This window comes from Agrobacterium sp. H141 (assembly GCF_057158725.1).
Genome location: NZ_CM169893.1, coordinates 2,455,359 through 2,482,334, shown reverse-complemented (window position 1 = coordinate 2,482,334; position 26,976 = coordinate 2,455,359). Strand labels below are relative to the sequence as shown.

At 59.3% G+C, this 26,976-nt stretch carries 27 protein-coding genes; 19 read left to right on the top strand and 8 right to left on the bottom strand.

What is annotated here, in order from left to right; translation table 11 throughout:
• Positions 1-64: 64 nt before the first annotated feature.
• Positions 65-1,735, top strand: a complete 1,671-nt coding sequence (locus tag ACWPM9_RS11305; RefSeq protein ID WP_484755197.1) for a recombinase family protein — start codon at positions 65-67, stop codon at positions 1,733-1,735.
• 83 nt (positions 1,736-1,818) lie between these two features.
• Here the strand turns inward: ACWPM9_RS11305 and ACWPM9_RS11300 are convergent, their stop codons facing one another.
• The 4 genes from ACWPM9_RS11300 to ACWPM9_RS11285 are packed head-to-tail and all read right to left on the bottom strand — an operon-like array spanning position 1,819 to position 4,703.
• The gene (locus ACWPM9_RS11300) at positions 1,819-2,244 is read right to left on the bottom strand and encodes an HIT family protein (RefSeq protein WP_428186599.1); all 426 of its coding nucleotides are present in this window, start codon (positions 2,242-2,244) and stop codon (positions 1,819-1,821) included.
• Positions 2,245-2,303: 59 nt separating this feature from the next.
• Positions 2,304-3,506 (bottom strand): GNAT family N-acetyltransferase, encoded by a 1,203-nt coding sequence (locus ACWPM9_RS11295; RefSeq protein ID WP_484755196.1) that lies wholly within the window; start codon positions 3,504-3,506, stop codon positions 2,304-2,306.
• Positions 3,503-4,234, bottom strand: coding sequence for a glycerophosphodiester phosphodiesterase (locus ACWPM9_RS11290; protein WP_484755195.1), 732 nt, complete (start codon positions 4,232-4,234; stop codon positions 3,503-3,505). The genes ACWPM9_RS11295 and ACWPM9_RS11290 overlap by 4 nt, the downstream gene beginning before the upstream one ends.
• A 1-nt stretch (position 4,235) precedes the next feature.
• Positions 4,236-4,703 (bottom strand): RidA family protein, encoded by a 468-nt coding sequence (locus ACWPM9_RS11285; protein WP_484755194.1) that lies wholly within the window; start codon positions 4,701-4,703, stop codon positions 4,236-4,238.
• A gap of 119 nt (positions 4,704-4,822) precedes the next feature.
• On the opposite strand from ACWPM9_RS11285, the gene ACWPM9_RS11280 reads away from it, so the two are divergent.
• From ACWPM9_RS11280 to lpxB, 14 genes are all read left to right on the top strand, one after another.
• Positions 4,823-5,650: a cell envelope integrity EipB family protein gene (locus ACWPM9_RS11280; protein ID WP_428186603.1), complete on the top strand. Its 828-nt coding sequence runs from the start codon at positions 4,823-4,825 to the stop codon at positions 5,648-5,650.
• Between the two features lie 192 nt (positions 5,651-5,842).
• On the top strand, positions 5,843-6,610 hold the full coding sequence (rpsB, locus tag ACWPM9_RS11275; protein WP_428186604.1) for a 30S ribosomal protein S2: 768 nt from the start codon (positions 5,843-5,845) through the stop codon (positions 6,608-6,610).
• 296 nt (positions 6,611-6,906) lie between these two features.
• Positions 6,907-7,833 (top strand): translation elongation factor Ts, encoded by a 927-nt coding sequence (tsf, locus tag ACWPM9_RS11270; RefSeq protein WP_428186605.1) that lies wholly within the window; start codon positions 6,907-6,909, stop codon positions 7,831-7,833.
• A 96-nt stretch (positions 7,834-7,929) separates the two neighbouring features.
• Positions 7,930-8,652, top strand: a complete 723-nt coding sequence (gene pyrH / locus ACWPM9_RS11265; RefSeq protein ID WP_428186606.1) for a UMP kinase — start codon at positions 7,930-7,932, stop codon at positions 8,650-8,652.
• 45 nt (positions 8,653-8,697) lie between these two features.
• Complete coding sequence (gene frr, locus ACWPM9_RS11260; protein ID WP_428186607.1) at positions 8,698-9,258, top strand: ribosome recycling factor; 561 nt, start codon at positions 8,698-8,700, stop codon at positions 9,256-9,258.
• Between the two features lie 46 nt (positions 9,259-9,304).
• Entirely contained in the window at positions 9,305-10,051 is a 747-nt protein-coding gene (locus ACWPM9_RS11255; RefSeq protein WP_428186608.1) for an isoprenyl transferase, read from the top strand.
• Positions 10,052-10,058: 7 nt separating this feature from the next.
• A complete protein-coding gene (locus tag ACWPM9_RS11250) occupies positions 10,059-10,892 on the top strand; it encodes a phosphatidate cytidylyltransferase (protein ID WP_484755193.1) in 834 nt (277 codons plus the stop codon).
• Between the two features lie 42 nt (positions 10,893-10,934).
• Positions 10,935-12,056 carry an RIP metalloprotease RseP gene (gene rseP / locus ACWPM9_RS11245; RefSeq protein ID WP_428186789.1) on the top strand — a complete coding sequence of 374 codons (1,122 nt, stop codon included), beginning with the start codon at positions 10,935-10,937 and terminating at the stop codon, positions 12,054-12,056.
• Between the two features lie 198 nt (positions 12,057-12,254).
• A complete protein-coding gene (gene bamA, locus ACWPM9_RS11240; RefSeq protein ID WP_428186610.1) occupies positions 12,255-14,582 on the top strand; it encodes an outer membrane protein assembly factor BamA in 2,328 nt (775 codons plus the stop codon).
• A 49-nt stretch (positions 14,583-14,631) separates the two neighbouring features.
• On the top strand, positions 14,632-15,696 hold the full coding sequence (gene lpxD, locus ACWPM9_RS11235) for a UDP-3-O-(3-hydroxymyristoyl)glucosamine N-acyltransferase (protein ID WP_484755192.1): 1,065 nt from the start codon (positions 14,632-14,634) through the stop codon (positions 15,694-15,696).
• Positions 15,689-16,156 carry a 3-hydroxyacyl-ACP dehydratase FabZ gene (fabZ, locus tag ACWPM9_RS11230; protein WP_428186612.1) on the top strand — a complete coding sequence of 156 codons (468 nt, stop codon included), beginning with the start codon at positions 15,689-15,691 and terminating at the stop codon, positions 16,154-16,156. Before lpxD ends, fabZ begins: the two co-directional genes overlap by 8 nt.
• A complete protein-coding gene (lpxA, locus tag ACWPM9_RS11225; RefSeq protein WP_428186613.1) occupies positions 16,153-16,968 on the top strand; it encodes an acyl-ACP--UDP-N-acetylglucosamine O-acyltransferase in 816 nt (271 codons plus the stop codon). Before fabZ ends, lpxA begins: the two co-directional genes overlap by 4 nt.
• A 6-nt stretch (positions 16,969-16,974) precedes the next feature.
• Positions 16,975-17,853 (top strand): LpxI family protein, encoded by an 879-nt coding sequence (locus ACWPM9_RS11220; protein ID WP_484755191.1) that lies wholly within the window; start codon positions 16,975-16,977, stop codon positions 17,851-17,853.
• Positions 17,850-19,028, top strand: a complete 1,179-nt coding sequence (gene lpxB / locus ACWPM9_RS11215; protein WP_484755190.1) for a lipid-A-disaccharide synthase — start codon at positions 17,850-17,852, stop codon at positions 19,026-19,028. The genes ACWPM9_RS11220 and lpxB overlap by 4 nt, the downstream gene beginning before the upstream one ends.
• A gap of 2 nt (positions 19,029-19,030) precedes the next feature.
• Here lpxB and ACWPM9_RS11210 read toward each other — a convergent pair whose 3' ends face one another.
• Positions 19,031-20,911: an O-linked N-acetylglucosamine transferase, SPINDLY family protein gene (locus ACWPM9_RS11210; protein WP_484755189.1), complete on the bottom strand. Its 1,881-nt coding sequence runs from the start codon at positions 20,909-20,911 to the stop codon at positions 19,031-19,033.
• Between the two features lie 146 nt (positions 20,912-21,057).
• Positions 21,058-21,978, bottom strand: a complete 921-nt coding sequence (locus ACWPM9_RS11205) for a zinc ABC transporter substrate-binding protein (RefSeq protein WP_484755188.1) — start codon at positions 21,976-21,978, stop codon at positions 21,058-21,060.
• A 99-nt stretch (positions 21,979-22,077) separates the two neighbouring features.
• On the opposite strand from ACWPM9_RS11205, the gene ACWPM9_RS11200 reads away from it, so the two are divergent.
• The 3 genes from ACWPM9_RS11200 to ACWPM9_RS11190 are packed head-to-tail and all read left to right on the top strand — an operon-like array spanning position 22,078 to position 24,196.
• Positions 22,078-22,965 carry an ATP-binding cassette domain-containing protein gene (locus tag ACWPM9_RS11200; RefSeq protein WP_484755187.1) on the top strand — a complete coding sequence of 296 codons (888 nt, stop codon included), beginning with the start codon at positions 22,078-22,080 and terminating at the stop codon, positions 22,963-22,965.
• Entirely contained in the window at positions 22,958-23,782 is an 825-nt protein-coding gene (locus ACWPM9_RS11195) for a metal ABC transporter permease (RefSeq protein ID WP_484755186.1), read from the top strand. Before ACWPM9_RS11200 ends, ACWPM9_RS11195 begins: the two co-directional genes overlap by 8 nt.
• A gap of 12 nt (positions 23,783-23,794) precedes the next feature.
• A complete protein-coding gene (locus tag ACWPM9_RS11190; RefSeq protein WP_484755185.1) occupies positions 23,795-24,196 on the top strand; it encodes a Fur family transcriptional regulator in 402 nt (133 codons plus the stop codon).
• Positions 24,197-24,215: 19 nt separating this feature from the next.
• On the opposite strand, the gene ACWPM9_RS11185 is transcribed toward ACWPM9_RS11190, so the two are convergent.
• The gene (locus tag ACWPM9_RS11185; protein WP_484755184.1) at positions 24,216-25,130 is read right to left on the bottom strand and encodes a LysR family transcriptional regulator; all 915 of its coding nucleotides are present in this window, start codon (positions 25,128-25,130) and stop codon (positions 24,216-24,218) included.
• 116 nt (positions 25,131-25,246) lie between these two features.
• Here ACWPM9_RS11185 and ACWPM9_RS11180 point away from each other — a divergent pair, with 116 nt between their 5' ends.
• On the top strand, positions 25,247-26,119 hold the full coding sequence (locus tag ACWPM9_RS11180; RefSeq protein ID WP_484755183.1) for an aldo/keto reductase family oxidoreductase: 873 nt from the start codon (positions 25,247-25,249) through the stop codon (positions 26,117-26,119).
• Positions 26,120-26,187: 68 nt separating this feature from the next.
• Here ACWPM9_RS11180 and ACWPM9_RS11175 read toward each other — a convergent pair whose 3' ends face one another.
• Positions 26,188-26,928 (bottom strand): SDR family oxidoreductase, encoded by a 741-nt coding sequence (locus ACWPM9_RS11175; protein WP_484755182.1) that lies wholly within the window; start codon positions 26,926-26,928, stop codon positions 26,188-26,190.
• Positions 26,929-26,976 lie beyond the last annotated feature (48 nt).

Below are 26,976 nucleotides of genomic sequence, written 5' to 3'. Positions count from 1 at the left end.
TGCAGCCGTCGCTAGCGCCGCTGACCATGCCGCCAGCGTTGCGGACCAACAAGGAGACATGCCCATGACCCGTGTTGCCCTCTATGCCCGCTATTCCTCCGACAACCAGCGTGACGCTTCGATCGACGACCAGTTGCGCCAGTGCCGCGAGCGCGCCGCTCGCGAGGGCTGGACCGTGGTGGAGACCTACTCCGACCGCGCCATCTCCGGCGCATCGCTCGTCCGTCCTGGTATTCAGTCGCTTCTCGCTGATGCGCAGGCGGGTCGCTTCGACGTGGTGCTGTCAGAGGCGCTGGACCGCCTCAGTCGCGATCAGGAGGACGTGGCTGGCGTGTTCAAGCGATTGAGTTTTGCGGGCGTACGCATCTTCACCCTGTCAGAAGGTGAAATTAACGAGCTTCACGTCGGCCTCAAAGGCACGATGAACGCCCTGTTTCTCAAGGACCTCGCCATCAAGACCCATCGCGGAATCCGGGGCCGCGTCGAGGCTGGAAAGATCGGCGGGGGCAACGCCTACGGCTACCGCGTCGTTCACCGGCTCGACGCACACGGCGAACCAATCCGGGGCGAACGCGAGATTATCGGGGAGCAGGCCGAAATCGTGCGGCGCATCTTCCGCGAATATGTCGCCGGCAAGGGGCCGCAGCGCATTGCCGCCGACTTGAACCGCGAGGGCATTCCAAGCCCCACGGGAAAGCGCTGGAACGATGCCACCATCCGGGGCAACCGCATCATCAGTTCCGGCATCCTGAACTGTGAGCTCTATATCGGCGTCATCCGCTGGAACCGGCAGAGGAAGCTTAAGAATCCCGACACCGGGCGCTCCACATACCGCCTCAACCCCGAAAGCGACTGGATACGCGCCGAGGCTTCCGAGCTTCGTATCGTGCCGCAGGAACTGTGGGATGCAGCCAAAGTGCGTCAGGACAACCTGACCGCCCTTTACAAGAAGCAGATCGACAGTTCGCGTGATGCCATGCGGGTGGCGAGGAACAGCGGGATGAACGCCACCCATCGCCCGCGCACGCTCTTGTCCGGTCTGGTGTTCTGCGGCTGCTGCGGAGGCCCCTATGCCCGACGTGGACAGGACCGAGTCAGCTGCGCCAACCATATACTTGGCAATGGTTGCGAGAACGCCCGCACCGTCCCCGGCAAGGCGCTCGAACACCGCGTGCTGGCGGGTTTGCGTGAGCGCCTGATGATCCCGGACATGATGGCGGGAGCAGTGCGCGCCTATGCAGAGGAAACCAACAGGCTCAACCGCGAGCGCCGCAGTTCCGCCGAGGCCAACCGTCGCGAGCTTGCCGAGGCTGCAAAGGCTATTGCGGAGATCGTTCGCGTCATCGAGCGAGGAGGCTGGCACCGTGCCCTGTCCGACCGCCTGACCGAGTTGGAGGCCAGACAGGACAGCCTCACGGCGCGTCTCGCTGATATCCCGCAGGACGTTCTCGACTTACATCCAGGCATCGCGGAGACCTACAGGCGAAGGATCGAGCGTTTGACCGAGACGCTTTCCCATCCCGGCAACGCGCTAGAAGCCGCAGACACCATTCGCGAGATCATCGATCGCGTGGTGGTCACCCCAGGCGAGAGGCGCGGCAGCTATAGCGTCAACCTGGAAGGCGAGCTTGACACTATCCTCGACTGGATCGATCGCAGCGGAAAACCCGGCTACAAACCCAGGGCAGACACCGCTCAATCACGTTTGTCGGCCTCGGTAAATGCCCGGGCTTGACCCGAGGATCTACAACCGTGGCCGATGCCAGTTGGGCCGTTTGGCTTAGTGCCGTGCATGGCGTCACACGGAAAAGCCGCAACTCACAGTGCCGCCTTGATCTTTTCTGCATTGGCCGTCAGTACCGCCATATCTTCCATGCCACCGGTATGTGGCTTCAGTGTCTGGCCGTCGTGGCGTGGGATCACGTGGAAATGCAGGTGGAATACGGTCTGCCCGGCAGCTGGCTCGTTGAACTGGGCAACATAGACACCATCTGCCGCAAACGCCTGCTTGGCGGCAATCGCCAGCTTTTGCACCACCGGCATGGTCTTCGCCAGAACAGCCGGATCGGCATCGAGAAGATTGCGCGACGGCGCTTTCGGTATAACCAGAAGATGACCGGGTGCCTGCGGCATCACATCCATGAAGGCCAGCGTATGTTCGTCTTCATAGAGTTTCACCGAAGGGATCTCGCCCCGGATGATCTTGGCAAAGATATTGGTGTCGTCATAGGCGGAAGCAGTCATCGCGGGTCTCCTCGTAATTGTCGGTCATTAAGGGCCGGCTGGCGGCAAGATCAAGCACGCTACTCGTCGCACTCGGCTTGCCGCTGCAACTCGCCCTTTCGGAACGGGCTGTGTCCGGCCAGATATTCCCCGGTATATTCCACATCCCGGCGCTCGCGCTCCAGATAATCCGAAATGGCGTGTCTGAGGCCCGGATGGGAAATGTAGTGGGCGGAATGCGTGGTCACCGGCAGGTAGCCGCGTGCGAGCTTGTGCTCCCCTTGCGCGCCCGCCTCGACCCGTGCCAGCCCCTTGGACAGGGCAAAGTCGATCGCCTGGTGATAACAGACCTCGAAATGCAGGAAGGGGTGATCTTCGATGCAACCCCAGTGGCGTCCGTAAAGCGCCTCTGATCCGATGAAGTTGATGGCACCGGCGATATAGCGCCCCTCGCGTTTGGCCATCACCAGCAGCACGTCGTCTGCCATGCGCTCACCGATCAGCGAATAGAATTCCCGGGTCAGGTAGGGCCTTCCCCATTTGCGGCTGCCGGTATCCATGTAGAAGGCATAAAACTGATCCCAGATGTCTTCTGTCAGATCCGAACCGGTCAGCCAGTCGATCTCGATGCCGCCCTCCAGCGCGTGGCGTCTCTCCTTGCGCAGGTTCTTGCGCTTGGACGAGGAAAGCTCAGCCAAAAACGCCTCGTGATCGGCATAACCCTTGTTGATGAAGTGAAACTGCTGGTCGGTGCGGTGCAGGTAATCGAGCGTTTCGAATGCGGGCAGCTCGTCTTCCGGAAGAAAGGTAATATGCGCCGACGATACACCCAGTTGGTCTGCCACCTGTTTCAATCCGCCGGCCAATAGAAGCTGGATTTCCCCGGCCTCCTGTCCACGTGCCGGAAGAAGGCGGGGACCGGTCGCAGGCGTAAACGGGATCGAGCATTGCAGTTTGGGATAATAGCGCCCGCCGGCCCGCTCGAACGCATCCGCCCAGCCCTGGTCGAACACATATTCGCCGCGGCTGTGGCTTTTGAGATAGCAGGGGATCGCGCCGAGCAGTTCGCCTGCCTCGTTCTCCATCAGCAGATGATGACCAAGCCAGCCCGTTTCGGGCGACGCCGATCCGGACTCTTCCAGCGCAGACAGAAAGGCGTGGCTCAGAAAGGGATGATAGCTGCCACCGCCCGGGACTTTCGCTGTGCCTTCAAGGCTTGCCCATTTGTCTGGTGCGATATCCTTGAAGGATGAAATTGCCCGGATGGTGACATTTTGCATCATGCGATCGCTGCTTGTCCTTCTCGTGGGTCGAAACCCTCGAACGTCATTTGATCGGCATAAGTATAGGTCTTCACCCGCATGGTTTCATCCCTCACGGTCCATGTGATGACAGGAATTTTGCGTGCACGCTGCGCGGTGATGAAGCTGTTGGGAAGATGTGCAACGCTATAGGAGATGAAGTCGAGCCCCAGATGCATGGCCTCGTCATGGGAAAAGAAGGCTTCCGGCTTGACGCCTTCCGCAGTCAAACCGACCGGGTAGGGGCAATCGGCGGCCTTGAGATCCCTCAATATCCAGTGGTCGAAGCTCATCAGCGCCACATGGCCCTGATACGTTTCAAGCACGTCCAGCACGGCTTCCGGAAAACCATCATCATCGCCGGCGCGACCTTTTAACTCCAGCACCAGCGGCACCTTGCCCTTGGTCAGTTGAAGCAACTGTTTCAGCGTCGGAATACGGTCGGCGCTGCCGCCGATGGACAGAAGTCCGAGCTCCGCAGACGTCCGCTCGCGCACATCGCCGTTCAATCCACAAAGCCGTTGCAGTTTGTCGTCGTGAAAGACAACCGGAACGCCATCGGCTGCAATATGAAGATCGCATTCGATGGCAAATCCGGCCTCGATGGCGCGGGTAAAGCCGGACAGCGTATTTTCCCAGATCGTCTTGTTCATGTCGTGAAAGCCGCGATGGGCAATCGGTCTTTCGGTAAGCCAGGCGAGGTCGGACATATCAGGCAAACTCTATGATGGCGTCGATTTCGACGGTCGCGTTAAGGGGAAGCGAAGCCATGCCGACGGCCGCGCGCGCATGCTTGCCGGCGTCTCCAAGCACAGTGGCAATCAGGTTGGACGCGCCGTTGATCACCAGATGCTGGTCGGTAAAGCCGGGGCCGGACGCGACAAAGCCGTTGAGCTTGATCACCCGCACGATCCGTGAAAGATCGCCGCCGAGTGCTGCCTTGGCCTGGGCGAGAATATTGATTGCGCAGAGTTCTGCCGCCTTCTGGCATGTGGCAAGGTCGATGTCGGTGCCGGCAAGACCTGTTGCTGCAAGCTTTCCGTTTTCCAGCGGCAACTGGCCGGAGACAAACAGAAGATTGCCGCTCATGGTGAAGGGCAGATAGTTGGCGGCGGGTGCGGCGGCATCGGGCAGGGCAATGCCCAGTTCCTTCAGCCGGCCAGCGATGGCTTCGGACATATTCGTCTCCCGGTTTTGTTTGATCTATCCCAAAGAATCCTGCATTCAGGCAGCAGGTGCCTCGTTTTCGCCGGGTGTGTTCTTATATCATCGGCGGCGAGTCCAACAGGAGCAATTGCATGTATCGTGCGGGCGTTATCGAAGTTTTCAGTGTTACGTTCGCAGCCGTGAGCCTGACCGTGGTCGGTGCCACATCTGCCATCGCCGGGGGCTTAATTCCCCATCGCGCCGTCTACGACATCGAGCTGAAGCAAGCAGACGAGCAATCCGGCATCGATGGCATGAACGGTCGCCTTGTCTATGAATTCGGCGGCGACAAATGCACCGGCTACACGACCAATTTTCGGTTCGTCACGCGCCTTGAAACCGGCGATCAGGTCCGGGTGACGGATCAGCAAAGCACCACATTCGAAAATCCGGATGCCGGTGAGTTTCGCTTCGACAGCAAGTCCTTCACCGACGATCAGCTCGACAAGGAAGTCAGCGGCTTCGCGAGCGGCATCGAAAGCGGTATACGCATCGACCTCGACGAACCGGAAAGCCGCAGTGTGGATATCGCCAGCAGCCGCTTTCCGACAGAACATATGCTCGAAGTGATCGACAAGGCCCGCAAGGGCAAGTCGGTTGTGGAAGAGCGTATCTTCGATGGCTCGGAAGATGGCGATCAGAGCTATCTGACCACCACCTTTGTCGGCAATTCGCAAAAGCCCAAGGACAATGATCCCGAGATCGGCGCCGATAGCCCGCTTGCCAAGTCGCCCTATTGGCCAGTCTCGATCGCCTATTTCAATGATGGCGATAGCGGCGATCAACTGCCGGTCTATACCCAGTCCTTCAAGCTCTACGAAAATGGAATCACCCGCGACCTGACGCTGGATTATGGTGACTTCGTTTTGAGCGGCCATTTGAAGAAACTGGAGATATTGGGCGATGGCAAGTGCCAGTGAATGCTGGCCTCTGCATCACTTTTTTCGCCGCAAGCCTTGCTTTCCCCGCCAACTAGGGATATGGCCAGCCGCATTCCACACGTGTGACTTGGGATTGTCCGGGAGAAATCCGGATCGTTCCGCCGGTGGCGTCTCTGCATGGAGCGCTGTTTGTTGCACGGGGGTTAAACCGGAAACAGGAGACTACCAGGCATGTCATTGCCCGATTTCACCATGCGCCAGCTTCTTGAAGCAGGCATCCACTTTGGTCACCAGACACATCGCTGGAACCCAAAGATGAAGCCGTACATCTTCGGCGATCGCAACAACATCCACATCATCGATCTGGCACAGACCGTTCCAATGCTGTCGAAGGCCCTTCAGGTCGTTTCCGACACCGTTGCTCGTGGCGGCCGCGTTCTGTTCGTTGGCACCAAGCGCCAGGCATCCGAGATCATTGCTGACTCTGCCAAGCGTTCGGCCCAGTACTATGTCAACTCCCGCTGGCTCGGCGGCATGATGACCAACTGGAAGACCATCTCGAACTCGATCGCTCGCCTGCGCAAGCTCGACGAGATCCTCGCTGGCGAAGGCCAGGGCTTCACCAAGAAGGAGCGTCTGACGCTCGACCGCGAACGCGAAAAGCTTGAAAAGGCTCTTGGCGGTATCCGCGACATGGGTGGCGTTCCTGACCTGATGTTCATCATCGACACCAACAAGGAAAAGATCGCTATCGACGAAGCAAAGCGCCTGGGTATCCCGGTCGTTGCTGTCATCGACTCCAACTGCGATCCGGACCTGATCGACTACGCAATTCCAGGTAACGACGACGCATCGCGCGCCATCGCTCTTTATTGCGACCTGATTGCACGCGCTGCCATCGACGGTATCGCACGTCAGCAGGGTTCTGCTGGCCGCGACATCGGCGCTTCGGAAGAAGCTCCGGTCGAGCCGGAACTTTCGGAAGAAACCGGCGCCTGATTGGCCCGAAGGCGGGATCGCTGATCCCGCCCGTGTCTTCTTACAAGCATGTCTTCTTTCAGAAGCATGTCTTCGCACTGAAGATTGGCCGCCTGTCAGCACATGCTGTTCGGCGGCCAGTTCCTTTCAAGGACCGCATATTCGCTTGAGGCGTGACATGCGTATCCAGGCGAGGGAGGCCCGGCCAGGGGCGCGTTTCATAACGCTGTCATGTTGCCGGTTCATGTCCTCCCACCAAACGAAGCGCCGGCCGCGAGTCCCGCTGCTGCGCAAGATAAACGATCAAGAGGCAAACAATGGCTGAAATCACTGCTGCAATGGTGAAGGAACTGCGCGAAAAGTCTGGCGCAGGCATGATGGATTGCAAGAAGGCCCTGACCGAGAACAATGGTGACATCGAAGCCGCCATCGACTGGCTGCGCGCCAAGGGCATTGCCAAGGCCGACAAGAAGTCTGGCCGTACGGCTGCTGAAGGTCTCATCGGTATCGCCAACGCCGGCCATAAGGCTGTTGTCGTTGAAGTGAACTCCGAGACCGACTTCGTTGCCCGTAACGATGCCTTCCAGGATCTCGTCCGCGGTATTGCAAGCGTTGCGCTGACCACCGACGGTTCCGTCGATGCGGTTGCTGCTGCGACCTATCCTGCAACCGGCAAGTCGGTTTCCGATTCGCTCAAGGATGCGATTGCCACCATCGGCGAGAACATGGCTCTGCGTCGCTCGGCCATGCTGGAAGTCGAGCACGGCGTTGTTGCCACCTATGTCCACAACGCTGCCGGCGACGGCATCGGCAAGCTCGGCGTACTCGTGGCACTGAAGTCCGAGGGCGACAAGGAAGTCCTGACCTCCATCGGTCGTCAGGTCGCCATGCATATCGCTGCAACCAACCCGCTCGCCATCCGCTCTGAAGAAGTTGACGCTGCTGTCGCCGAGCGCGAACGCAATGTCTTCATCGAACAGTCGCGCGAATCCGGCAAGCCGGAGAACATCATCGAGAAGATGGTTGAAGGCCGCATGCGCAAGTTCTTCGAAGAAGTTGCGCTTCTCTCGCAGGCTTTTGTCGTCAACCCTGACGTCACCGTCGGTCAGGCCATCAAGGATGCTGAAAAGCTCGCTGGCGCCTCGATCGAAGTCACCGGCATGGCGCGTCTCCTGCTCGGCGAAGGCGTCGAGAAGGAAGAAAGCGACTTCGCAGCAGAAGTAGCTGCCGCCGCAAAGGGCTGATCAGGTCTTTACCCTTACAGGGAAAAGTCGAGGGCATCGCGTGACAACGCGGTGCCCTTCGTGTATCCGGCATTGAATTCATCCCCAGGAGCCAGCATGCCGTCCAAACCTCTCTACAAACGCGTTCTTCTGAAAGCCTCCGGTGAAGCCCTGATGGGCAGCCAGGGTTTTGGTATTGATGTGGCGGTTGCCGACCGTATCGCCGCAGACATCGCTGATGCGAGAAAAATGGGTGTGGAAGTTGGCGTCGTCGTGGGCGGTGGCAATATCTTCCGCGGCGTCGCAGTGGCCTCCAAGGGTGGCGACCGCGTGACGGGCGACCACATGGGCATGCTCGGAACCGTGATCAATGCGCTGGCGCTGGCGACCTCGCTGCGCAAGCTCGACGTCGATACCGTGGTCGTATCCGCCATCGCCATGCCGGAGATCTGCGAAAGCTTCTCGCAGCGCCGGTCACAGCATCATCTGTCCCAGGGACGCGTCGTGATCTTCGCGGGCGGTACCGGAAATCCCTTCTTCACCACCGATTCTGCTGCGGCTCTTCGCGCGGCTGAAATGGGTGCCGAGGCCATCTTCAAGGGAACGCAGGTCGATGGTATCTATTCCGCAGATCCGAAAAAGGATCCGAACGCGACTCGCTTCGACCACCTGACCCATTCGGAAGTCCTCGAAAAAGGCCTCGCGGTCATGGATGTGGCGGCCGTGGCGCTGGCGCGCGAAAACTCCATTCCGATCATCGTCTTCTCGATTCACGAGCGGGGCGGGTTCGGTGAGATTTTGTCCGGCGGTGGCCGGATGACAATTGTGACGGATAATTGAGCGGCCAACAGCAGCCGCCATCAAGTTGAGACGGGAGCAAATACGATGACCGAAGGTATTGATTTCAACGATCTGAAGCGCCGCATGGATGGCGCCATCAACGCTTTTCAGCAGGATATCGCTGCGCTTAGAACAGGCCGCGCCTCTGCCAATCTGCTCGATCCGGTGACGGTCGAAGCTTACGGTTCGCGTGTTCCTTTGAACCAGGTTGCCAACATGTCTGTGCCGGAACCGCGCATGTTGGCTGTCTCGGTTTGGGACAAGTCCATGGTCGGCGCTGTCGATCGCGCGATCCGCGAATCCAATCTCGGTTTGAACCCGATCGTCGACGGTCAGAACCTGCGCATTCCGCTGCCCGAGCTGAACGAAGAACGCCGCAAGTCTCTGGTCAAGATCGCCCATGACTATGCCGAAAAGGCCAAGGTGGCGATTCGCCACGTGCGCCGCGATGGCATGGACGGCCTTAAAAAAGCCGAGAAAGATGGAGTTATCGGGCAAGACGAGAGCAGGGCGCAGTCGGATCGGGTGCAAAAGATGACCGACGACACGATTTCCGAGGTCGACCGCTTGCTCGCGGACAAGGAAAAGGAAATCATGCAGGTATGATGGAGGCCTCTGGTCTCGCGTCATAATTGCTCAAAGCGGATTGTCCATGTCGAATATTCAGCATCGCACGCGTCCCGAGCATGTTGCCATCATTATGGATGGCAACGGCCGCTGGGCGAATGCGAGAGGACTGCCTCGCACAATCGGTCACCGTAAGGGTGTTGAAGCTGTGCGCGAGACTGTGCGCGCAGCCGGTGAAGCGGGCATTTCCTATCTCACACTGTTTGCATTTTCGTCCGAGAACTGGCGCCGCCCGCAATCGGAGATCCATGATCTGTTTGGATTGCTGAAGGCCTTCGTGCGCCGCGATCTGGCCGAGCTGCATCGTGAAAATGTGTGTGTGCGCGTCATCGGCGACAAGGTCAATCTGCAGGAAGACTTGCGCGAATTGCTCAAGGAAGCCGAAGAGATGACCAAGGACAATACGGCTTTGACCTTGGTGATTGCCTTCAATTATGGCTCGCGCGACGAAATTGCGCGCGCCGCGGCAAGCCTTGCCCGCGACGTGGCGAAGGGGTTGCTGTCTCCCGAGGACATTACCCCCGAACGGATCAATGAGCGCCTGGATACCCATGGTATCCCCGATCCCGATCTCGTGCTGCGCACCAGCGGCGAGGAGCGGTTGTCGAATTTCCTGTTGTGGCAGGCAGCCTATTCCGAGCTGATGTTCGTGCCGGAATACTGGCCCGATTTCACCCGCGACGTCTTCTTCAGGGCGCTCGATGGCTATGCTGCCCGCGAAAGGCGCTTCGGCGGTCTGTCGCCAGCCGTCGCCGTCGCAGCGGGATCCTGACCCCGCCATGTCGCAAGAGCTGAAGCTTCGCATCTACTCCGGCATTGTCATGATGGCGGTCGTCATTTCGGCCACCTGGCTCGGCGGCATATCCTTTCGGTTGCTTGCGACCCTGATCGGACTGCTGGTTTATTATGAGTGGTCGACCATCTGTCGCCTCTCCGAACGATCCATAAGGGGGCATGCCTTCGGCTGGCTTTCCATCGTGCTGGTGTCGGCAAACCTCTTGTTCGGCGATGATCTGCTGACCTTTCCCTTATTATGCGGTTTGACCATCACCGCACTGATTCCCGTTTTTCTGCGCAGATGGAGCGGCTGGCAGGCTGGCGGCATCTTTTATGCAGGCCTCAGCGCCATTTCGCTTGCCGCGATCCGCGGCGAAGACGCGCTTGGCTTTGCCGCCATGCTGTTCGTTTTCGTGGTGGTCTGGTCGACCGATATTCTTGCCTATTTCGTCGGTCGTGCGATTGGCGGTCCGAAACTGGCGCCATCGATTTCACCTGGCAAGACATGGTCGGGCGCCATTGGCGGGACGGTTGCCGGCATCCTCGGCGGTTCTGCGGTTGCACTCAGCTTTTTTCAGACAGTGGCCCCGTGGGTCATTGTGGTGTCGCTGCTTCTCTCCATATTCTCCCAGATAGGTGATCTGTTTGAATCCTTCATCAAGCGCCGGTTCGGCGTCAAGGATTCCAGCCACCTGATCCCGGGTCATGGCGGTGTCATGGATCGGGTTGACGGACTGGTGTTTGCGTGTTTTGCAGCATTCTTTCTGGCCATCCTCTACGCCTCTGTCGCCGGTGGAGTGGTCAATACCCTTGGCGGTTTCCTGTTCGGCCTTTAACGGCGCGAAACGAAGAAAGGCTTTGAAGCCATGGAATTCATCATGACAGCCGGCCACTTTCTGATCGGCTACATATTGCCCTTCGTGATTGTCTTGTCGCTGCTCGTCTTTGTGCACGAGATGGGGCACTATCTCGTCGGACGTTGGTCGGGCATCCGTGCGCTGGCCTTCTCGGTCGGCTTCGGCCCGGAACTTATCGGCTTCAACGACCGCCATGGCACGCGCTGGAAGATCTCGCTCATTCCGCTGGGTGGCTATGTCAAGTTCTTTGGCGATGCCGATGCATCAAGCCGTCCCGATGGCGATGACATGGCCGAGCTGACGCCGGAAGAACGGGCGCAGACCCTGTCTGGCGCCAAACTGTGGAAAAGAGCGGCAACAGTCGCTGCCGGTCCGATTGCCAATTTCCTGCTCGCCATTGTCATCTTTGCCTGCCTGTTCGGCTTCTACGGCAAGCCGGTGTCCGATCCCGTCGTCGCGGAAGTAAAGCCGCAAAGTGCAGCCGAGCGCGCCGGTGTCCTTCCCGGCGATTTGCTGCTGGCCCTCGATGGCGAAAAAGTCTCCACCTTTGACGATGTGCGACGCTATGTCAGCATGCGGCCTGACTTGCCGATTGATGTCACGCTCAAGCGTGGTGGCGAAACGATGAGCCTTTCCATGGTGCCGGAGCGCACCGAAATTACCGATCAGTTCGGGAACAAGATGGAAGTCGGATTGATCGGAATTGTCACAAATCAGGACGCCGGCAATTTCCGGGTCGAGCAATTGTCACCGGTTCAGGCCGTGGGCGAGGGCTTCAGGCAGACCTGGAATGTCGTCACGGGTACCTATGACTATCTTGCGAATCTGGTGACAGGCCGGATGAATGCCGATCAGCTGGGTGGCCCTATTCGCGTGGCACAGGCATCGGGCCAGATGGCAACGCTTGGCATCGGTGCTGTGCTGCAACTGGCGGCAGTCCTTTCAGTTTCGATTGGACTTCTCAATCTGATGCCCGTTCCGGTACTCGACGGCGGCCATCTTGTGCTGTATGCGCTTGAAGCATTGCGAGGCAAGCCGGTGGGCGCGGGAGCGCAGGAGATCGCGTTCCGGATCGGTCTTGCGATGATTCTGTCGCTGATGGTCTTTGCCACCTGGAACGACATTTCGAGGCTGATTGGCTAGGGGGCTCCTTGCTATTTCAGATACGATTTGTTTACGATGTTTCAAAGTCGTAGTGGCCATTGAGACACGGAAACAAACGAAGTAAACAGAATTTAACCCCCACACTTGCTTGTAGGGTGAAACCGGGTAAAAACGACTGACGGGCCGGAGTCGGGGATTTATGACTGCGGGACAACGGGAAAAAGGTAAGAAGTACTCATGAAGGCTGGTTCAACATTTTTGAACGCGGTGTCGGCGGTTGCGCTGTCTGCAGGGATTGTTTCGTCGGGAGCCGGAATCGCCTTTCTTGCATCCGCTTCAGTTGCTGAAGCAGCTGTCATCAGGAGCATTGATGTTCGCGGCGCGCAGCGGGTTGGCGCTGACGCAGTCCGCTCCAACATAACGATCAAGCCCGGTCAAAGTTTCTCGAATTCTGACATCGATGAGTCGGTGAAGCGTCTCTACGCCACTGGCTTCTTCTCCGATGTCCGCATGTCCGTATCCGGCAGCACGCTCGTTGTGACTGTCAGTGAGAACGAACTGGTCAACCAGGTCGTGTTCAACGGCAACCGCAAGATCAAGGATGAAAAGCTTCAGGCGATCGTTCAGACGCGCGCGCTCGGTCCTTACAATCAGGGGCTTATCAACGCTGACATCGAACGTATCCGTGAAGCCTATTCCGCCATTGGCCGCAGCGATATCGAAGTGACGACTCAGGTTGTTCCGGTCGCTGAAGGTCGCGTCAATCTGGCTTTCGTCGTCAATGAAGGCGATCGCACCAAGATCACGCAGATCAATTTTGTCGGCAACAATGCCTATAGCGATAGCCGTCTCGCTTCCATCATCAGCACCAAGCGTTCCAATATGCTGTCCTTCCTGACCCGTAAGGATGTCTATAATGAGGACAAGCTGCGCGCTGATGAAGATGCGTTGCGCCAGTTCTATTACAACCACGGTTATGCCGACTTCCGCCTCGTGTCGTCCGACGTGTCGCTCGATTCTGACGGCAATGATTACACCATCACGATCACCGTCGATGAAGGTGAGCGCTACCGGTTCGGCGATATCTCGGTCGAATCGACCGTTGAAGGTGTGGATCCGGCTGAATTGCAGCGTCTGGTCGAGACCAAGACGGGCGCGACCTACGATGCCAGCGATGTTCAAAAGTCGATGGAAGCCATTTCGCGCCGCGTCTCGGCTGAAGGTTATCCCTTCGCCCGCATCGTGCCGCGCGGCAATCGCGATTTCTCCACCAATACCATCGGTGTGACCTATCTCGTCGATCAGGGCGAGCGCGCCTATGTCGAGCGGATCGAGATCCGGGGCAACACGCGTACCCGTGACTATGTCATTCGTCGCGAGTTCGATATCGCTGAAGGTGATGCTTTCAACCAGGAAGTCATCTCGCGCGCCAAGCGTCGTCTTGAAGCGCTCGGCTATTTCAGCGGCGTCAATATCTCGACTGCCCCTGGTAGTTCGCCGGACCGTGTTGTCGTGGTGGTCGATGTTCAGGACCAGCCGACAGGTTCCTTCGGCATCGGTGCAGGCTATTCAGCCGGTGGTGATGGTCTCGTTCTTGAAGCCTCGGTTGAGGAAAAGAACTTCCTGGGTCGCGGTCAGTTCATCCGTGTCGCCGTTGGTGGTGGCCTTGAAGACAGCAAGACCTACAACCTGTCCTTCACCGAGCCCTATTTCCTCGGCTATCGTCTTGCGACCGGCTTCGACCTGTTCAAGAGCTCGACCAGCAGCAATGACGACTACGATTACGAAGAACAGGGCGGCACTCTGCGTGTCACAGCGCCGATCACTGATGATCTGGCAACGACATTCCGCTACAATTACAAAGAGCTGAGCTACGACAGCAATGGATCGACACCGTCCGATACCTATGCGGCGCTGATCGCCGGTGGCGATTACACCCAGTCCAGCGTGTCTCAGTCGATTGTCTACAACACGGTCGATGACCGCGTGATGCCGCGCGAAGGTATCTATGCGAGCATTACCCATGAATATGCCGGTCTTGGTGGGGATTCCAATTTCTACAAGATCTACGGTAAGGCCCGTTACTTCCAGTCGCTGTCGGATGAGCTTGATATCATCGGCTCCGTTGCAGTCAGCGCAGGTTATGTCGCAGCGACCGACGGCAACTTGAATATCTACGATCAGTTCTCGATCGGCGGCAAGGAGATCCGTGGCTTTGAAACCGGTGGTATCGGTCCGCGCCTCACCAATGGCGATGCGCTGGGCGGCACGACCTATATGACAGCGTCTGCCGAGGCATCCTTCCCACTGCCGGTGATCCCGCAGGACTTCGGTCTGCGCGGTGCAGTCTTTGCTGACGCCGGTACGCTCTATGGGAACGACGTGTCGATCATCGGTACCGATGTGGCCGAAGGAACCGGTATGGATTGGCGTGCATCCGTAGGTGCAGGTATCGTTTGGAATTCGCCTTTCGGCCCGCTGCGCTTCGATTACGCGGTCCCGGTCGTCAAGCAGTCCTTCGACAAGGTCCAGAATTTCCGCTTCTCGATGGCAAACCAGTTCTAATTCTGGCGGACCGCACCGCAACACAATTCAAGTTCCGGGGCAGAGTTCGATGGAGCATAATATATTCTTCCCACCCCATGCAGGGGTGAGATTGGGTGCGTTGGCAACCCAACTGGATGCAGAGCTAGAGGATGCCGGCAATGACGGCATCCTTATTCGCTCCGTTTCGCCCATAGCGCGGGCGAAAGAGGGCGATATCTGCTACATCCTGTCCAGATCCTCACGAGATGAACTGAAAACCTGCCGGGCATCTGCCATTCTGTGCAGGCCTGCGGTGCGCTCGGTGATTCCCGATCATATTCCGGTTTTGCTGTCGTCTAATCCGCATGTGGCATTCGCGCGCGCCGGGGCGATTTTTCACCCCGAAGCCATGCGACCGAAAGGCATTGCCGACGATCAGTCCGGTATCCAGCCCGGCGCCTATGTTCACCCGACTGCGAGACTGGAAGCCGGCGTCACCGTCGAGCCGACCGCCGTGATCGGCGCAGATGTGGAGATAGGCGAGGGCAGCCATATCGCCGCCGGTGCTATTATCGGACAATCGGTCAAAATCGGCCGGAACTGTTCGATTGCCTCCGGTGTTTCGATCCAGTGCGCGTTGATTGGAAATGACGTGATCATCTTCAACGGCGCCCGTATCGGTCAGGATGGATTCGGCTATGCGCCAAGTCCGACGGGGCTTTTGAAGATCGTTCAGGTCGGTCGTGTCATCATTCAGGACAAGGTCGAGATTGGCGCCAATACGACGATTGATCGCGGTACGATGGACGATACCGTGATCGGCGAGGGCACCAAGATCGACAATCTTGTGCAGATTGGTCACAACGTCCGGATCGGTCGCCATTGCGGCATTGTCAGCCAGGTTGGCATAGCCGGCAGCACCCGCATAGGCGACGGTGTCATGATCGGCGGCCATTCCGGCGTCAACGGTCATATCACCATCGGTGACGGGGCCCAGATCGGCGCGATGAGCGGTGTGATAGGAGATGTCGAGCCGGGTGCCCGTCTTGGTGGCGTACCGGCCAGACCCATGAAGGATTTTCTTCGCGACGTGGCAAACATCATGAGCCAGTCCGAGTCGCGGACAAAAGATAAGAGGAACGACAATGGCTGACGAAAAGAAGGAGAGCCTCGGCTCTGCCGATATCCTTGAAATCATGAAGCTTTTGCCGCACCGCTATCCGTTTCTGCTGGTCGACAAGATCGTGGATATCGATGGCGACAATTCTGCGGTCGGCATCAAGAACGTGACGGCGAACGAGCCACACTTCACCGGTCATTTTCCCGAATCCCCGATCATGCCGGGCGTGCTTCTGGTCGAAGGCATGGCACAGACGGCTGGCGCAATCTGCGCGCGTTTGCACGGTGAGGGCGGAAATCTCGTCTACTTCATGACGATCGACAATGCCCGCTTCCGCAAGCCCGTCGTTCCCGGCGATCGCGTGGAGTTCCACGTCTTGAAACAAAAGCAGCGCGGTAATATCTGGAAGTTCCACTGTGACGCAAAGGTCGACGGTGCATTGGTCGCGGAAGCCGATATCGGCGCCATGATCATGCGCAAGGAAAATCCATGAGTAAGATTGCTGCCAGCGCGCGCATCCATCCCCAGGCATTTGTCGAGGATGGTGCCGAGATTGGCGAGAATGTCTCCATCGGCCCGTTTTGTTACGTCGGTCCGAAGGTCGTTCTCGCAGATAATGTAGAATTGCTGTCCAATGCCGTCGTGTCCGGTCGAACCGACATCGGCAAAGGTACCCGTATTTTCCCCTGCGCTGTTATTGGCGGCGAACCGCAGAGCGTTCATCACAATGGTGAGGAAACCACGCTGTCGGTGGGTGAAAACTGCACCATGCGCGAAGGTGTCACCATGAATGCCGGCACCGTCGAGGGCGGTGGCAAGACGGTCGTTGGCAACAACAACCTGTTCCTGGCAAATTCGCACGTCGCCCATGACTGCCAGCTTGGCGACCATATTATCCTGTCGAATAATGTCATGCTGGCTGGCCACGTGACCATCGAAGATCGTGTGATCCTGGGTGGCGGTTCTGCCGTCCACCAGTTCACCCGTATCGGCAAGCATGCCTTTGTCGGCGGCTTGTCGGCCGTCAGCTATGACCTCATTCCCTATGGCATGCTCAACGGCAATCCGGGTATTCTCGGCGGTCTGAACGTGGTCGGCATGACCCGCGCCGGTATCGAGCGTGCAACCATCCACCGCGTCCGCAAGGCCTTCAAGCAGATCTTCCGTGAGGAAGGCTCTATCCGTGCCAATGCCGCGGCGGTGCGCGACGAGTTTACCGATTGCAAGGAAGCAATAGAGATCTTTGACTTCATCGCGGTTGAAAGCGATCGGGCATTGTCTTCTCCCTTCCGGGGCAAGAGCTAGAACCCGATGGTAGAGGTCGGTCACCAAAGGAAGGGCCGCCTTGCGATCATCGCCGGGGAGGGGCAATTGCCGCTCCACGTTGCCCATGCGGCCCGGTTGGCGGGTGAAAATCCGTTCATCATGGCCCTCAAGGATGAGGCCGCCCAGGATTGGAGCGGTTTCGACAATGCCGTCATTGGCGTTGGCGACATGAAGGGCCTGGCCGTGATCCTCAAATCCCGCGACATCGACCGCGTCGTCATGTCCGGCGGGGTCAAGCGGCGTCCCAATTTCAGCCAGATCCATGTGAATCTGGCCACCATTCTCAAATTGCCGTCCACCCTTCGCACCCTGCGTGCCGGCGGCGACGATGCCGTTCTGAAGATGGTGATCGGGCTCATTGAGGCGCAAGGCGCAACCGTGGTCGGTGCGCATGATATCGCCCCTGATCTCCTGGCAACGACCGGTCCCCTCGGCTCTACCCGGCCGAGCGATGACGACAGGCGCGATATCGCCCGCGCGGCCGATGCAGCAGAAGTGCTCGGTCGTCTCGATGTCGGACAGGGTGCCGTCAGCATTGGCGGCCGCATCGTCGCACTCGAGGGTGTCGAAGGAACCGATGCCATGCTGGAGCGCGTGGCCGGCCTGCGCGCCGATGGGCGTATTTCGCCCCGCCGCAAGGGCGTACTTGTCAAATTGTGCAAGCCGCAGCAGGATATCCGCGCCGATCTGCCAACCATTGGGCGCTCGACCGTTGAAAATGCTCTGAAAGCGGGACTGGCCGGTATTGCCGTCGAAGCGGGGCGCTCGCTTGTGATCGAAAGAGACGCCGTGTTGAAAGCCGCCGATGAAGCCGGCCTCTTTGTCGCCGGTCTTGATCTTGGTTTGCCGGGGATGGGATTATGAGCGCCAGGCCACTCAAAATCGCTGTGATTGCCGGCGAAGTTTCCGGGGATCTTCTGGGCGGCGATCTGATTGCCGCGCTGAAGCAGAAATATCAGGGCGAGATTTCCCTGATCGGCGTGGGTGGCGAAGCCCTCGAAGACCAGGGCTTGTCGCCGCTCTTCGATTTTTCCGAACTCTCGGTCATGGGGTTGAGCCAGGTTCTGGCCGGCCTGCCGAAATTCATCCGCCTGATCAAGCTGACAGCACGCGAGATTATTGAGCAGAAGCCGGACTTGCTGCTGATCATCGACAGTCCGGATTTCACGCACCGCGTGGCGAAGAAAGTCCGCAAGGCGTTGCCGGATCTCCCGGTCATCGACTATGTCTGCCCGAGCGTGTGGGCGTGGAAAGAATACCGTGCCACGGCCATGCTGGCTTATGTCGATATGGTACTGGCCGTCCTGCCTTTTGAGCCAAAGGTCATGCAGGACCTTGGCGGTCCTGAAACGCATTTCATTGGCCACCGGCTGACAGCAGACATTGACCTTCGAAACACACGTGCCGCCCGCGCCGCCCGCCATTTGCCAGGATCAGGTCAGCGAAAGACGTTGATGTTGCTACCGGGGTCGCGCGGCAGCGAAATCAAGCCGCTGATGCCGGTCATGGGCGAGGCGGCAGCCCAGTTCATCGCCCGCAACGGGCCGACCCGCATCGTCCTGCCGACGGTTCCGCGTCGCGAAGCCTTGGTGCAAGAACTGGCACGGTCCTGGTCCGTCCAACCGGAAATCGTGGTGGGCTCCGACGCCAAGTGGCAAGCATTCGCCGACGCCGATGTCGCCATTGCGGCCTCCGGCACGGTGATCCTGGAACTGGCGCTGGCAGGCGTGCCAGTTGTGTCCTGCTACAAGATGGACTGGCTGATCCGCTTTTACAGCAACCGCATCAAGACATGGTCAGGCGCTCTGCCCAATCTGATTGCCGATTATCCCGTGGTGCCGGAATATCTGAACGACTATCTGCGCCCCGGCAATGTCATGCGGGCCGCCGAACGACTATCCTCAGACACGTTGCAGCGTCGTGCCATGCTGGAAGGTTTCGATTTTGTCTGGCAAAGCCTTGAGACCGAGGTTTCGCCGGGCGAGCAGGGGGCTGTCCTTCTGCTGGATCTCTTGTCGCGCAAGGGCAAGCTTGCCTGAGTTCAAACGGGCCGCGCCGGCACATCGAAATGCTCAGGTGCCTTGCCAGCCTTTACCCGCGCCGCCATCACATCATAGGCATCTTCCAGATGCCGGCAGAAGCGATCGGCATCGAACAACGGTGTCGTATAGCGGTTTGCCTTCAGCTTGGCCTTCACGCCGGCCAGCAATGCAGCGTCCTGAGCAAGTCTGGTCGCCAGTGCCACGAAGCCGTCGTCATCCTCTGCCACCAGCTCCGGCATGCCGACCGCATGGAGAAGGCTTTCCGATACGCGCGAGGCAAAGTTGCTGCCTTTTCGGGTGATCACTGGAAGACCGGCCCACAACATGTCGGATGTGGTTGTGTGGCCGTTATAGGGAAAACTGTCGAGGCCGAGATCCGATGCCTGAACGCGCGCCATATGATTGGCATAAGCCATTTTCGGGGCAAACTGGATTCGATCGCCGGATACGCCAAGCTTTTCGAAATGCGCAAGAGTGGACGCGCGCGCATGCTCGCCATCCACCATCAACCAGAACAACGAATCCGGGTTGGCGCGCAGCACTCTTGCCCAAAGCGCCATTCCTTCCAGCGAATTCTTGCGCTGCGAATTGAAGGCGGAAAAGACGAAGCGCCCCTCCGGTAATCCAGCTTCGGCGCGCGAGACCGGTTTCGGTTGGACCCGAAACACCGGATCGTTGGGCTGATAGGTCTCGGGCAGTCGGCAGAATTTTTCGTGATAATGCGGCTGCGACGTTTGAGGCAGCACGACTGGATCGCCGATGGCATAGTCGCAATTCACATGAACGCAGCTTCCCGGAAAGCCCAGCCACTGCACATGGACCGGCGCAATAGGATGGTTCATCAGGGCGGAGCGTGACCCGCCGGTATGGCCTTTCAGATCGACCAGAATATCGATGCCGCGGCTTCGGATCGCGGATGCGGCCTCCTCGTCGCTCATGCTATCGATGCGAACGATCCGCCCCCAGCTCTTGCGATTGCCTGAATCGAAGCCGATGAAGCGTTCGCGCGTGTAACAGAACAGCGTCACATCGAAGCGTGCCGGATCATGGGCCGTCAAAACGCTCTGAAACAGCCGCATCGTGGCGTGGTCATCCCAAAGATCGTTGGAGAGATAGCCGATACGCAGCCTGTCTCCCCACTGATGCGGCATGCTCAATCGACGAGCGCCGGCATCACCCGGTGGTGCGCAAACCTCGGCAACATTCAGCGCCTGGCGGTTCAACGCCTCGTCACTGCACCACATCAGGTTATGCAGCGGTGTCTCGGCATTCAGTAGATGGAAGTCGCCCTTGGCGATGGCGGCGCGCATCGAGGTCTCTTCGCGCTCAAGAATGGGATAGTCGCAAAATTCCCGCGCAAAGCCCGACAGCGAGGCGCGCAGATAGGGATCGTCCGGCACCTTGTCGACCAGCTTGGAAAACAGCGTGAGATTGCGGATATCGCGATTGTCATGGCCGATGCGTTGCAAGGCCTGCCTGAGCTTGGCCAGATCGTCGCTGGCAATCAGCTCGTTGGTCACATCATCGACGCTTTTCGGCTTGCCGCCGAGGCCCGTCAGGGCGGCGAAAATGGCCGCCGCATCCGGATCGGTCGGGTCATCGCGGCGAAGCTGAACGACCAGCGCCATCGCCTTGTCGCGACGTCCGGCCTCGGCATAAAGTCGTGCGGCGCGGCGACGTCGTTCGGCACTCTCATCGCCACCGAGATTTGCCAGATGCTCGAACACCTCGCCAGCCTCGCCTTTCAGGTCGAGCTTTTCAAAGCACTCCGCCAGAAGGTGAATTGCATCTGCATCATTGGTGGCGGCAATGATCGGCCCCAGCAGTTCCACGGCCTCGTTGTAGCTTTGGGCCTCAAACAGGCGCCTGGCATCCGCCAATTCCGTCCCCACGATACGTGCTACCCCGCAGTCTCTTTCAATAGATCAAACGGCCGGACGGGAGTGCCCGGCCAGCCGCCAAAATCTGTAGGAGAGGGGACTTGCGCCGGGCTAACCTTGACGGCGCCCGGCGGCCTGAACGGGCCTTAGCCTTCGAGGCAGGTCTTCATCGAGGTTGCCATATTGCGCATCAGTTCGAAATAGAGGTCCGGACCATTCTTGAGATCGGCACCCAGCGGATCGAGTGTGCCGGTTCTCGCCTTCGTCCCTTCCATGACCGTCTTGATCAACTTGGATTCGAATTCCGGTTCGGCAAAGACGCAGGCCGCCCCCAGCGTTTCCAGCTTCTCATGGATCTTGGTCAGCCTCTCCGCACCTGGCATCGCTTCCGGCTCGACAACCACCGAACCTGCCACATTCACTCCGTAGCGATGCTCGAAATACTGATAGGCGTCGTGGAAGACCACGAATGGCGTGTTCTTCACCGGTGCCAGCTCAGCCTCGATCTCGGTGTTGAGCGCGTCGAGTGACGCCATCAAGGCCGAGGCATTTTCCTCATAGCGTGCAGCATTGTCTGGATCGGCTGCGACCAGCACACGCTCGATTTCAGCGGCCATTGCCTTGGCGTTCATGGGATCGAGCCACAGATGCGGATCGATGCCGCCGGGCGTGTCCTGATCGCCATCGTCATCGGCCTCAAAAGGGCCTCCCACGCGAAACTTCAGGGTTTCCACGCCGGGCGCCTTGTCCATCTCCGAAACGGTCGCCTTGTCTGTCAGCGCTTCAAGAGGCTTCTCGAGAAACAGTTCAAGACCGGGGCCGGTCCAGAAGACCACATCCGCATCCTGCAGCGCCTGCGCATTGGATGGCTTGAGGCTGTATGTGTGCGGAGAGGCGGCACCGTCGACGATCAGTGAAGGCTCGCCGACGCCCTGCATCACAGACGCCACCAGCGAGTTCAGCGGCTTGATCGAGGTCACCACCTTGGGTGCCGCAGCAAAGGCGGCGGCCGGCATCAGGGCAAGGGCTGCGACGGTTGCGAGAAGGGGTAGGGGACGTTGAAACATGAAGGCTCCTGCTTGTGATCAAGATGTAATGTTATTACATCAATTGCGTTATGCTATAACGTGTGCCATTAGCCTGTGCAAGAGCAAAAAAGGACGTCGATGTCTGTGTTATCCAAACCTGTAGAAAAGCCTCTGGTCACGCTTACCAATGCCGGCGTCAACCGCAATGGCCGCTGGCTGGTGCGCGGTGTCGGCTTCTCCGTCAGCCGCGGCGAGATCGTCACCCTCATCGGGCCCAACGGCTCCGGCAAGTCCACCAGCGCCAAAATGGCCATTGGTGTCACCAGGCCAAGCGAAGGCAGCGTCGAGCGCCACACCCCCTTTACGGTTGGCTATGTGCCGCAGAAGCTCGCCATCGACTGGACAATGCCGCTCACCGTGCGTCGCCTGATGACACTGACGGTGTCGATTTCCGACCGCGAGATCGATGCCGCACTGGACTCCGTCGGCATCGCGCATCTGGCCCGGGCCGAGGTGCAGCATCTGTCCGGCGGCGAGTTTCAGCGAGCGCTTCTGGCCCGGGCCATGGCCCGCAAGCCCGATCTGCTCGTGCTGGACGAACCCGTGCAAGGGGTCGACTATGCCGGCGAGATCGCGCTCTATGATCTGATCACCGATATCCGCAACCGCACCCAATGCGGTATTCTGCTGATTTCCCATGATCTGCATGTGGTCATGGCCGAGGCCGATACCGTCATCTGCCTCAATGGTCATATCTGCTGCCGCGGCACGCCGGAAACCATCAGCCAGAGTCCGGAATATCTGAAACTCTTCGGTGCCTCGGCCGCCAGCACCCTGGCCGTCTATAATCACAATCACGACCATACCCATCTGCCCGATGGCCGCGTGCAGCATGCCGATGGCAGCATCACCGATCACTGCCACGCAGGCGACGGCCATCACCACGGCGACCACGATCATCCTCACGCCGATCACGCCCATACAGATATGAACGGCAAGGCAGACAAGGATCACCACCATGCTTGATGATTTCTTCGTGCGCGCCATTATCGCCGGCATCGGCCTGGCACTGACCGCAGGTCCCCTCGGCTGTTTCGTCATCTGGCGGCGTATGGCCTATTTCGGCGATACCATGGCCCATTCCTCGTTGCTGGGCGTGGCACTGTCTTTGATGTTCTCGCTCAACCTGATGCTCTCGGTCTTCGTGGTCGCGGCTCTGGTCTCGCTGCTGCTTCTGGTGCTGCAACGCCGTCAGGCCCTGTCTGCCGATGCGCTGCTCGGCATTCTCAGCCACGCAACCCTTGCCATCGGTCTGGTCATGGTGGCTTTCATGAGCTGGGTGCGCATCGATCTCATCGCCTTCCTGTTCGGCGATATTCTGGCCGTCACCAAGAGCGATATCGCGGTGGTCTGGGGCGGTGGGTTGCTGGTGGTCGTCGCCATGATCGTGCTCTGGCGGCCCCTGCTGGCCTCCACCGTCAATGCCGAGATTGCCGAAGCCGAGGGCCTGAAGCCGGAACGAGCGCGCCTGTTTTTCATGCTGTTGATGGCGCTGGTCATCGCCATCGCCATGAAGCTGGTCGGCATCATGCTGATCACCTCGCTGTTGATCATTCCGGCGGCTGCGGCCCGCCGCTTCTCGGCCTCGCCCGAGATCATGGCGGTGCTGGCATCCGTCATCGGTGCAATCGCCGTTGTCGGTGGCCTGTTCGGCTCGCTGCATTACGACACGCCGTCTGGCCCCTCGATTGTGGTCGCTGCCCTCATCCTCTTCATCGCAAGCCTGATCCCCTTCGGGCGCAAGCGACTGGATGAGGCCGCCGCCACCCAGACGAGACGTTGAGGAGGAGAGCAAATGATGCAGAAACTCACCAAGAACCAGTCGCTCGTCTTTGGCGTTCTGGAGCGTTCGGATCAGCCGCAATCGGCCTATACCATTCTCGACAAGCTGCGCGACCATGGCTTTCGCGCACCCTTGCAGGTCTATCGCGCGCTGGAAAAACTGCTCGAATTCGGTCTGGTTCACCGGCTTGAAAGCCTCAACGCCTTCATCGCCTGCGCCCACGCCTCAGACGATTGCTGCACCCACGCCCATGCCACCGTCGCCTTTGCCATCTGCAACAATTGCGGCCACGTGATCGAATTCCACGACCACGCCCTCGATCACCGGCTGGAAGACTGGGGCAAATCGAAGGGCTTCAAGGCGGAAAAGACCACCATCGAGATCCGCGGCATTTGCGAGAAATGTGCCGCCTGAGGGTAGCCGGCACGCAGTCTCAAACCTCGGCCTTCATCGCCTTGATGAAATCGATGAAGGCCCTGAGCGGCGCTGGCACCAGACGGCGACCGGGATAATAGAGAAACGGGCCGGAAAAGCTCTCCCACCAGGGTTCCAGCACCGGTTCTAGAGCGCCGCTATCGAAATGCGGTTTCAGCCAGTCCTCAAACAGAGCCACGATTCCCGTTCCACCGATGGCCGCCGCGACGCCGAGATCCGAGCCTCCACCGGCCTGCACGATAAGCTGACCCGGCGCATCGACCGTGATCACTTCCCCGGCACGCTCGAACTCCCAATCGAACACCGCCCGTCCGGCAAAGCGATTGCGGATACAATTGTGTTGCAGCAGATCGCGCGGATGCTCCGGTCGCCCATGGGCTGCGAGATAGGCCGGGGAGGCGCCGCAGGCAAATCGCTGCACGCGTGGACCGATCGGCACCGCAATCATGTCCTGTTCCAGCCGTTCGTCATAGCGGATCCCGGCATCGCAGCCGGCCGTCACGATATCGACGAAGCTTTCATCCGTCTCGATTTCCATGCGGATATCGGGATGGGCCGCCAGAAACGGCGAGACGATGCTTGGCAAGACCAGCCGCGCCACACTCGTCGGCACATTGAGCCGAAGCGTGCCCGCCGGTCGTCCGCTCAGGCTCGCCACCTGGTCGAGTGCCGCTTCGATTTCGCCAAAGGCCGGGCTGACACGCTCCATCAGGCTGCGACCGGCCTCGGTGGTCACCACGCTTCGGGTCGTGCGATTGAGAAGCCGCACGCCGAGCTGCGCCTCCAGCCGCCGCACGGCATCGCTGAGCGCGGACGCACGATATGGCCCGGCCCGCGCCGCCTCGCGAAAGCCACCGGCCCGCGCCACGGCCAGAAAGGCGCGAATATCCCCCATGTCGGCATCGCCCGCCATACAGTCTCTCCATCATTCATTGTCCGGAAAAACGGACAGCCTGTCTCGATTGTATCGTCTAATCGCGAAACGGAAAATGACCTATCTCCGCTGCAGACGAAAAAAGGAGAAAGTCCATGACCAATCTTGCAAAAGCCGGCACCTTCAAACTCGCCGATCTCACCGTAAAGCGCTTGGGTTACGGTGCCATGCAACTGGCCGGTCCAGGCGTCTTCGGTCCGCCGAAGGACAGGGCGGAAGCCATCGCGGTCCTGCGCGAGGCCGTGGAAAGCGGCGTCGACCATATCGACACCAGCGATTTTTACGGACCTCACATCACCAATCAGATCATCAAGGAAGCGCTGCATCCCTACAGCAAGGATCTCGTCATCGTCACCAAGATCGGGGCGACCCGCGGGGAAGATGCCTCATGGAACCCGGCCTTTTCCAGGGACGCACTGACCAAGGCCGTGCACGACAACTTGAAAAACCTGGGACTGGACGCCATCGACGTCGTCAACTTGCGCGCCATGTTCGATATTCACGGTCCTGCGGAAGGCTCGCTCGAAGAACCGTTGACCGTATTGGCGGATCTCCAGCGTCAGGGTCTGGTCAAGCATGTCGGCCTCTCCAACGTCACGGCCAGACAGATCGCTGACGGCCGCAAGATCACCGACATCGTCTGTGTGCAGAACCAGTACAATCTGGCCCACCGCGAAGACGATGCCCTGATCGACGAACTGGCCAGGGAAGGCACCGCCTACGTTCCCTTCTTCCCGCTCGGCGGCTTCTCGCCGCTGCAATCGGAAACGCTGACATCGGTCGCTGCCCGCCTCGGCATCACCCCGATGCAGACCGCACTCGCATGGCTGCTGAAGCGCGCGCCCAACATCCTGCTGATCCCCGGCACGTCGTCACGTGGTCACTTGCGGGAGAATTTGGCGGTGGCCGAGATCGACCTGCCCGACGATGCGATGGCGGAACTGGAAGGGATCGCCAAGGCGCACTGAAGAGACCGATCAGAAATAGAAATGGCGGGTATTTGCCCGCCATTTCCTCTCTCTTCATGCAGCTATCGCTAGGCCTGCGCCGTCGGGCGTATCACGATATCGCCGACATCGACGTCGGCAGGCTGCTCGATCGCAAAGGCAATGGCCCGGGCTATCGCGTCGGGATCGATTGCCATTTCTGCCATCGCCTTGTCGGCCATGGCCCGTGCAGCCTCGTCGAGTGGCGCGTCCTTGGCAAAGTCTGTGCGGATATAGCCCGGAGAAATCCCCGTCACGCGCAGATGCGGCCCGGCCTCCTGGCGCAGGCCCTCCAGCACGGTGCGAACCGCATTCTTGGTCGCCGCATAGACGGACTGGGTCGGCACGATCCGGAGGCCCGCCGTCGACACAACAGTCACGAAATGCCCACTCTCCTGTCTTCGAAAGACAGGCAGCGCGGCAGCGATCCCATAAAGTACGCCGCGAAAGTTGATGTCGATCATCGCCTCCCAATCCTCGACGCGCAAATCGTCGAGGCGCGATATCGGTCCGACCCCGGCATTGGAGACCAGCACATCCATGCGCCCGTAGGCGCTGCAGGTCTGGTCGACGAGTGCCTGAACCGATGCCCGGTCCCGCACGTCCGTCCGGCATATCCGGGCCTCGCCGCCGGTGGATGAAATTTCCTTAGCGACCGCGCGCAATTGCTCTTCGCGCCGAGCGCCGAGCATCAGTTTCGCGCCGGCGCCTGCCAGCCGCAAGGCCGTGGCGCGGCCAATGCCACTGCTGGCGCCGGTGATGGCGATGACCTTGTTTTCGATATCTTTCATGTGCACCTCCTTTCATGTCGCTCAGGATAATGACAAGATGCACGGACA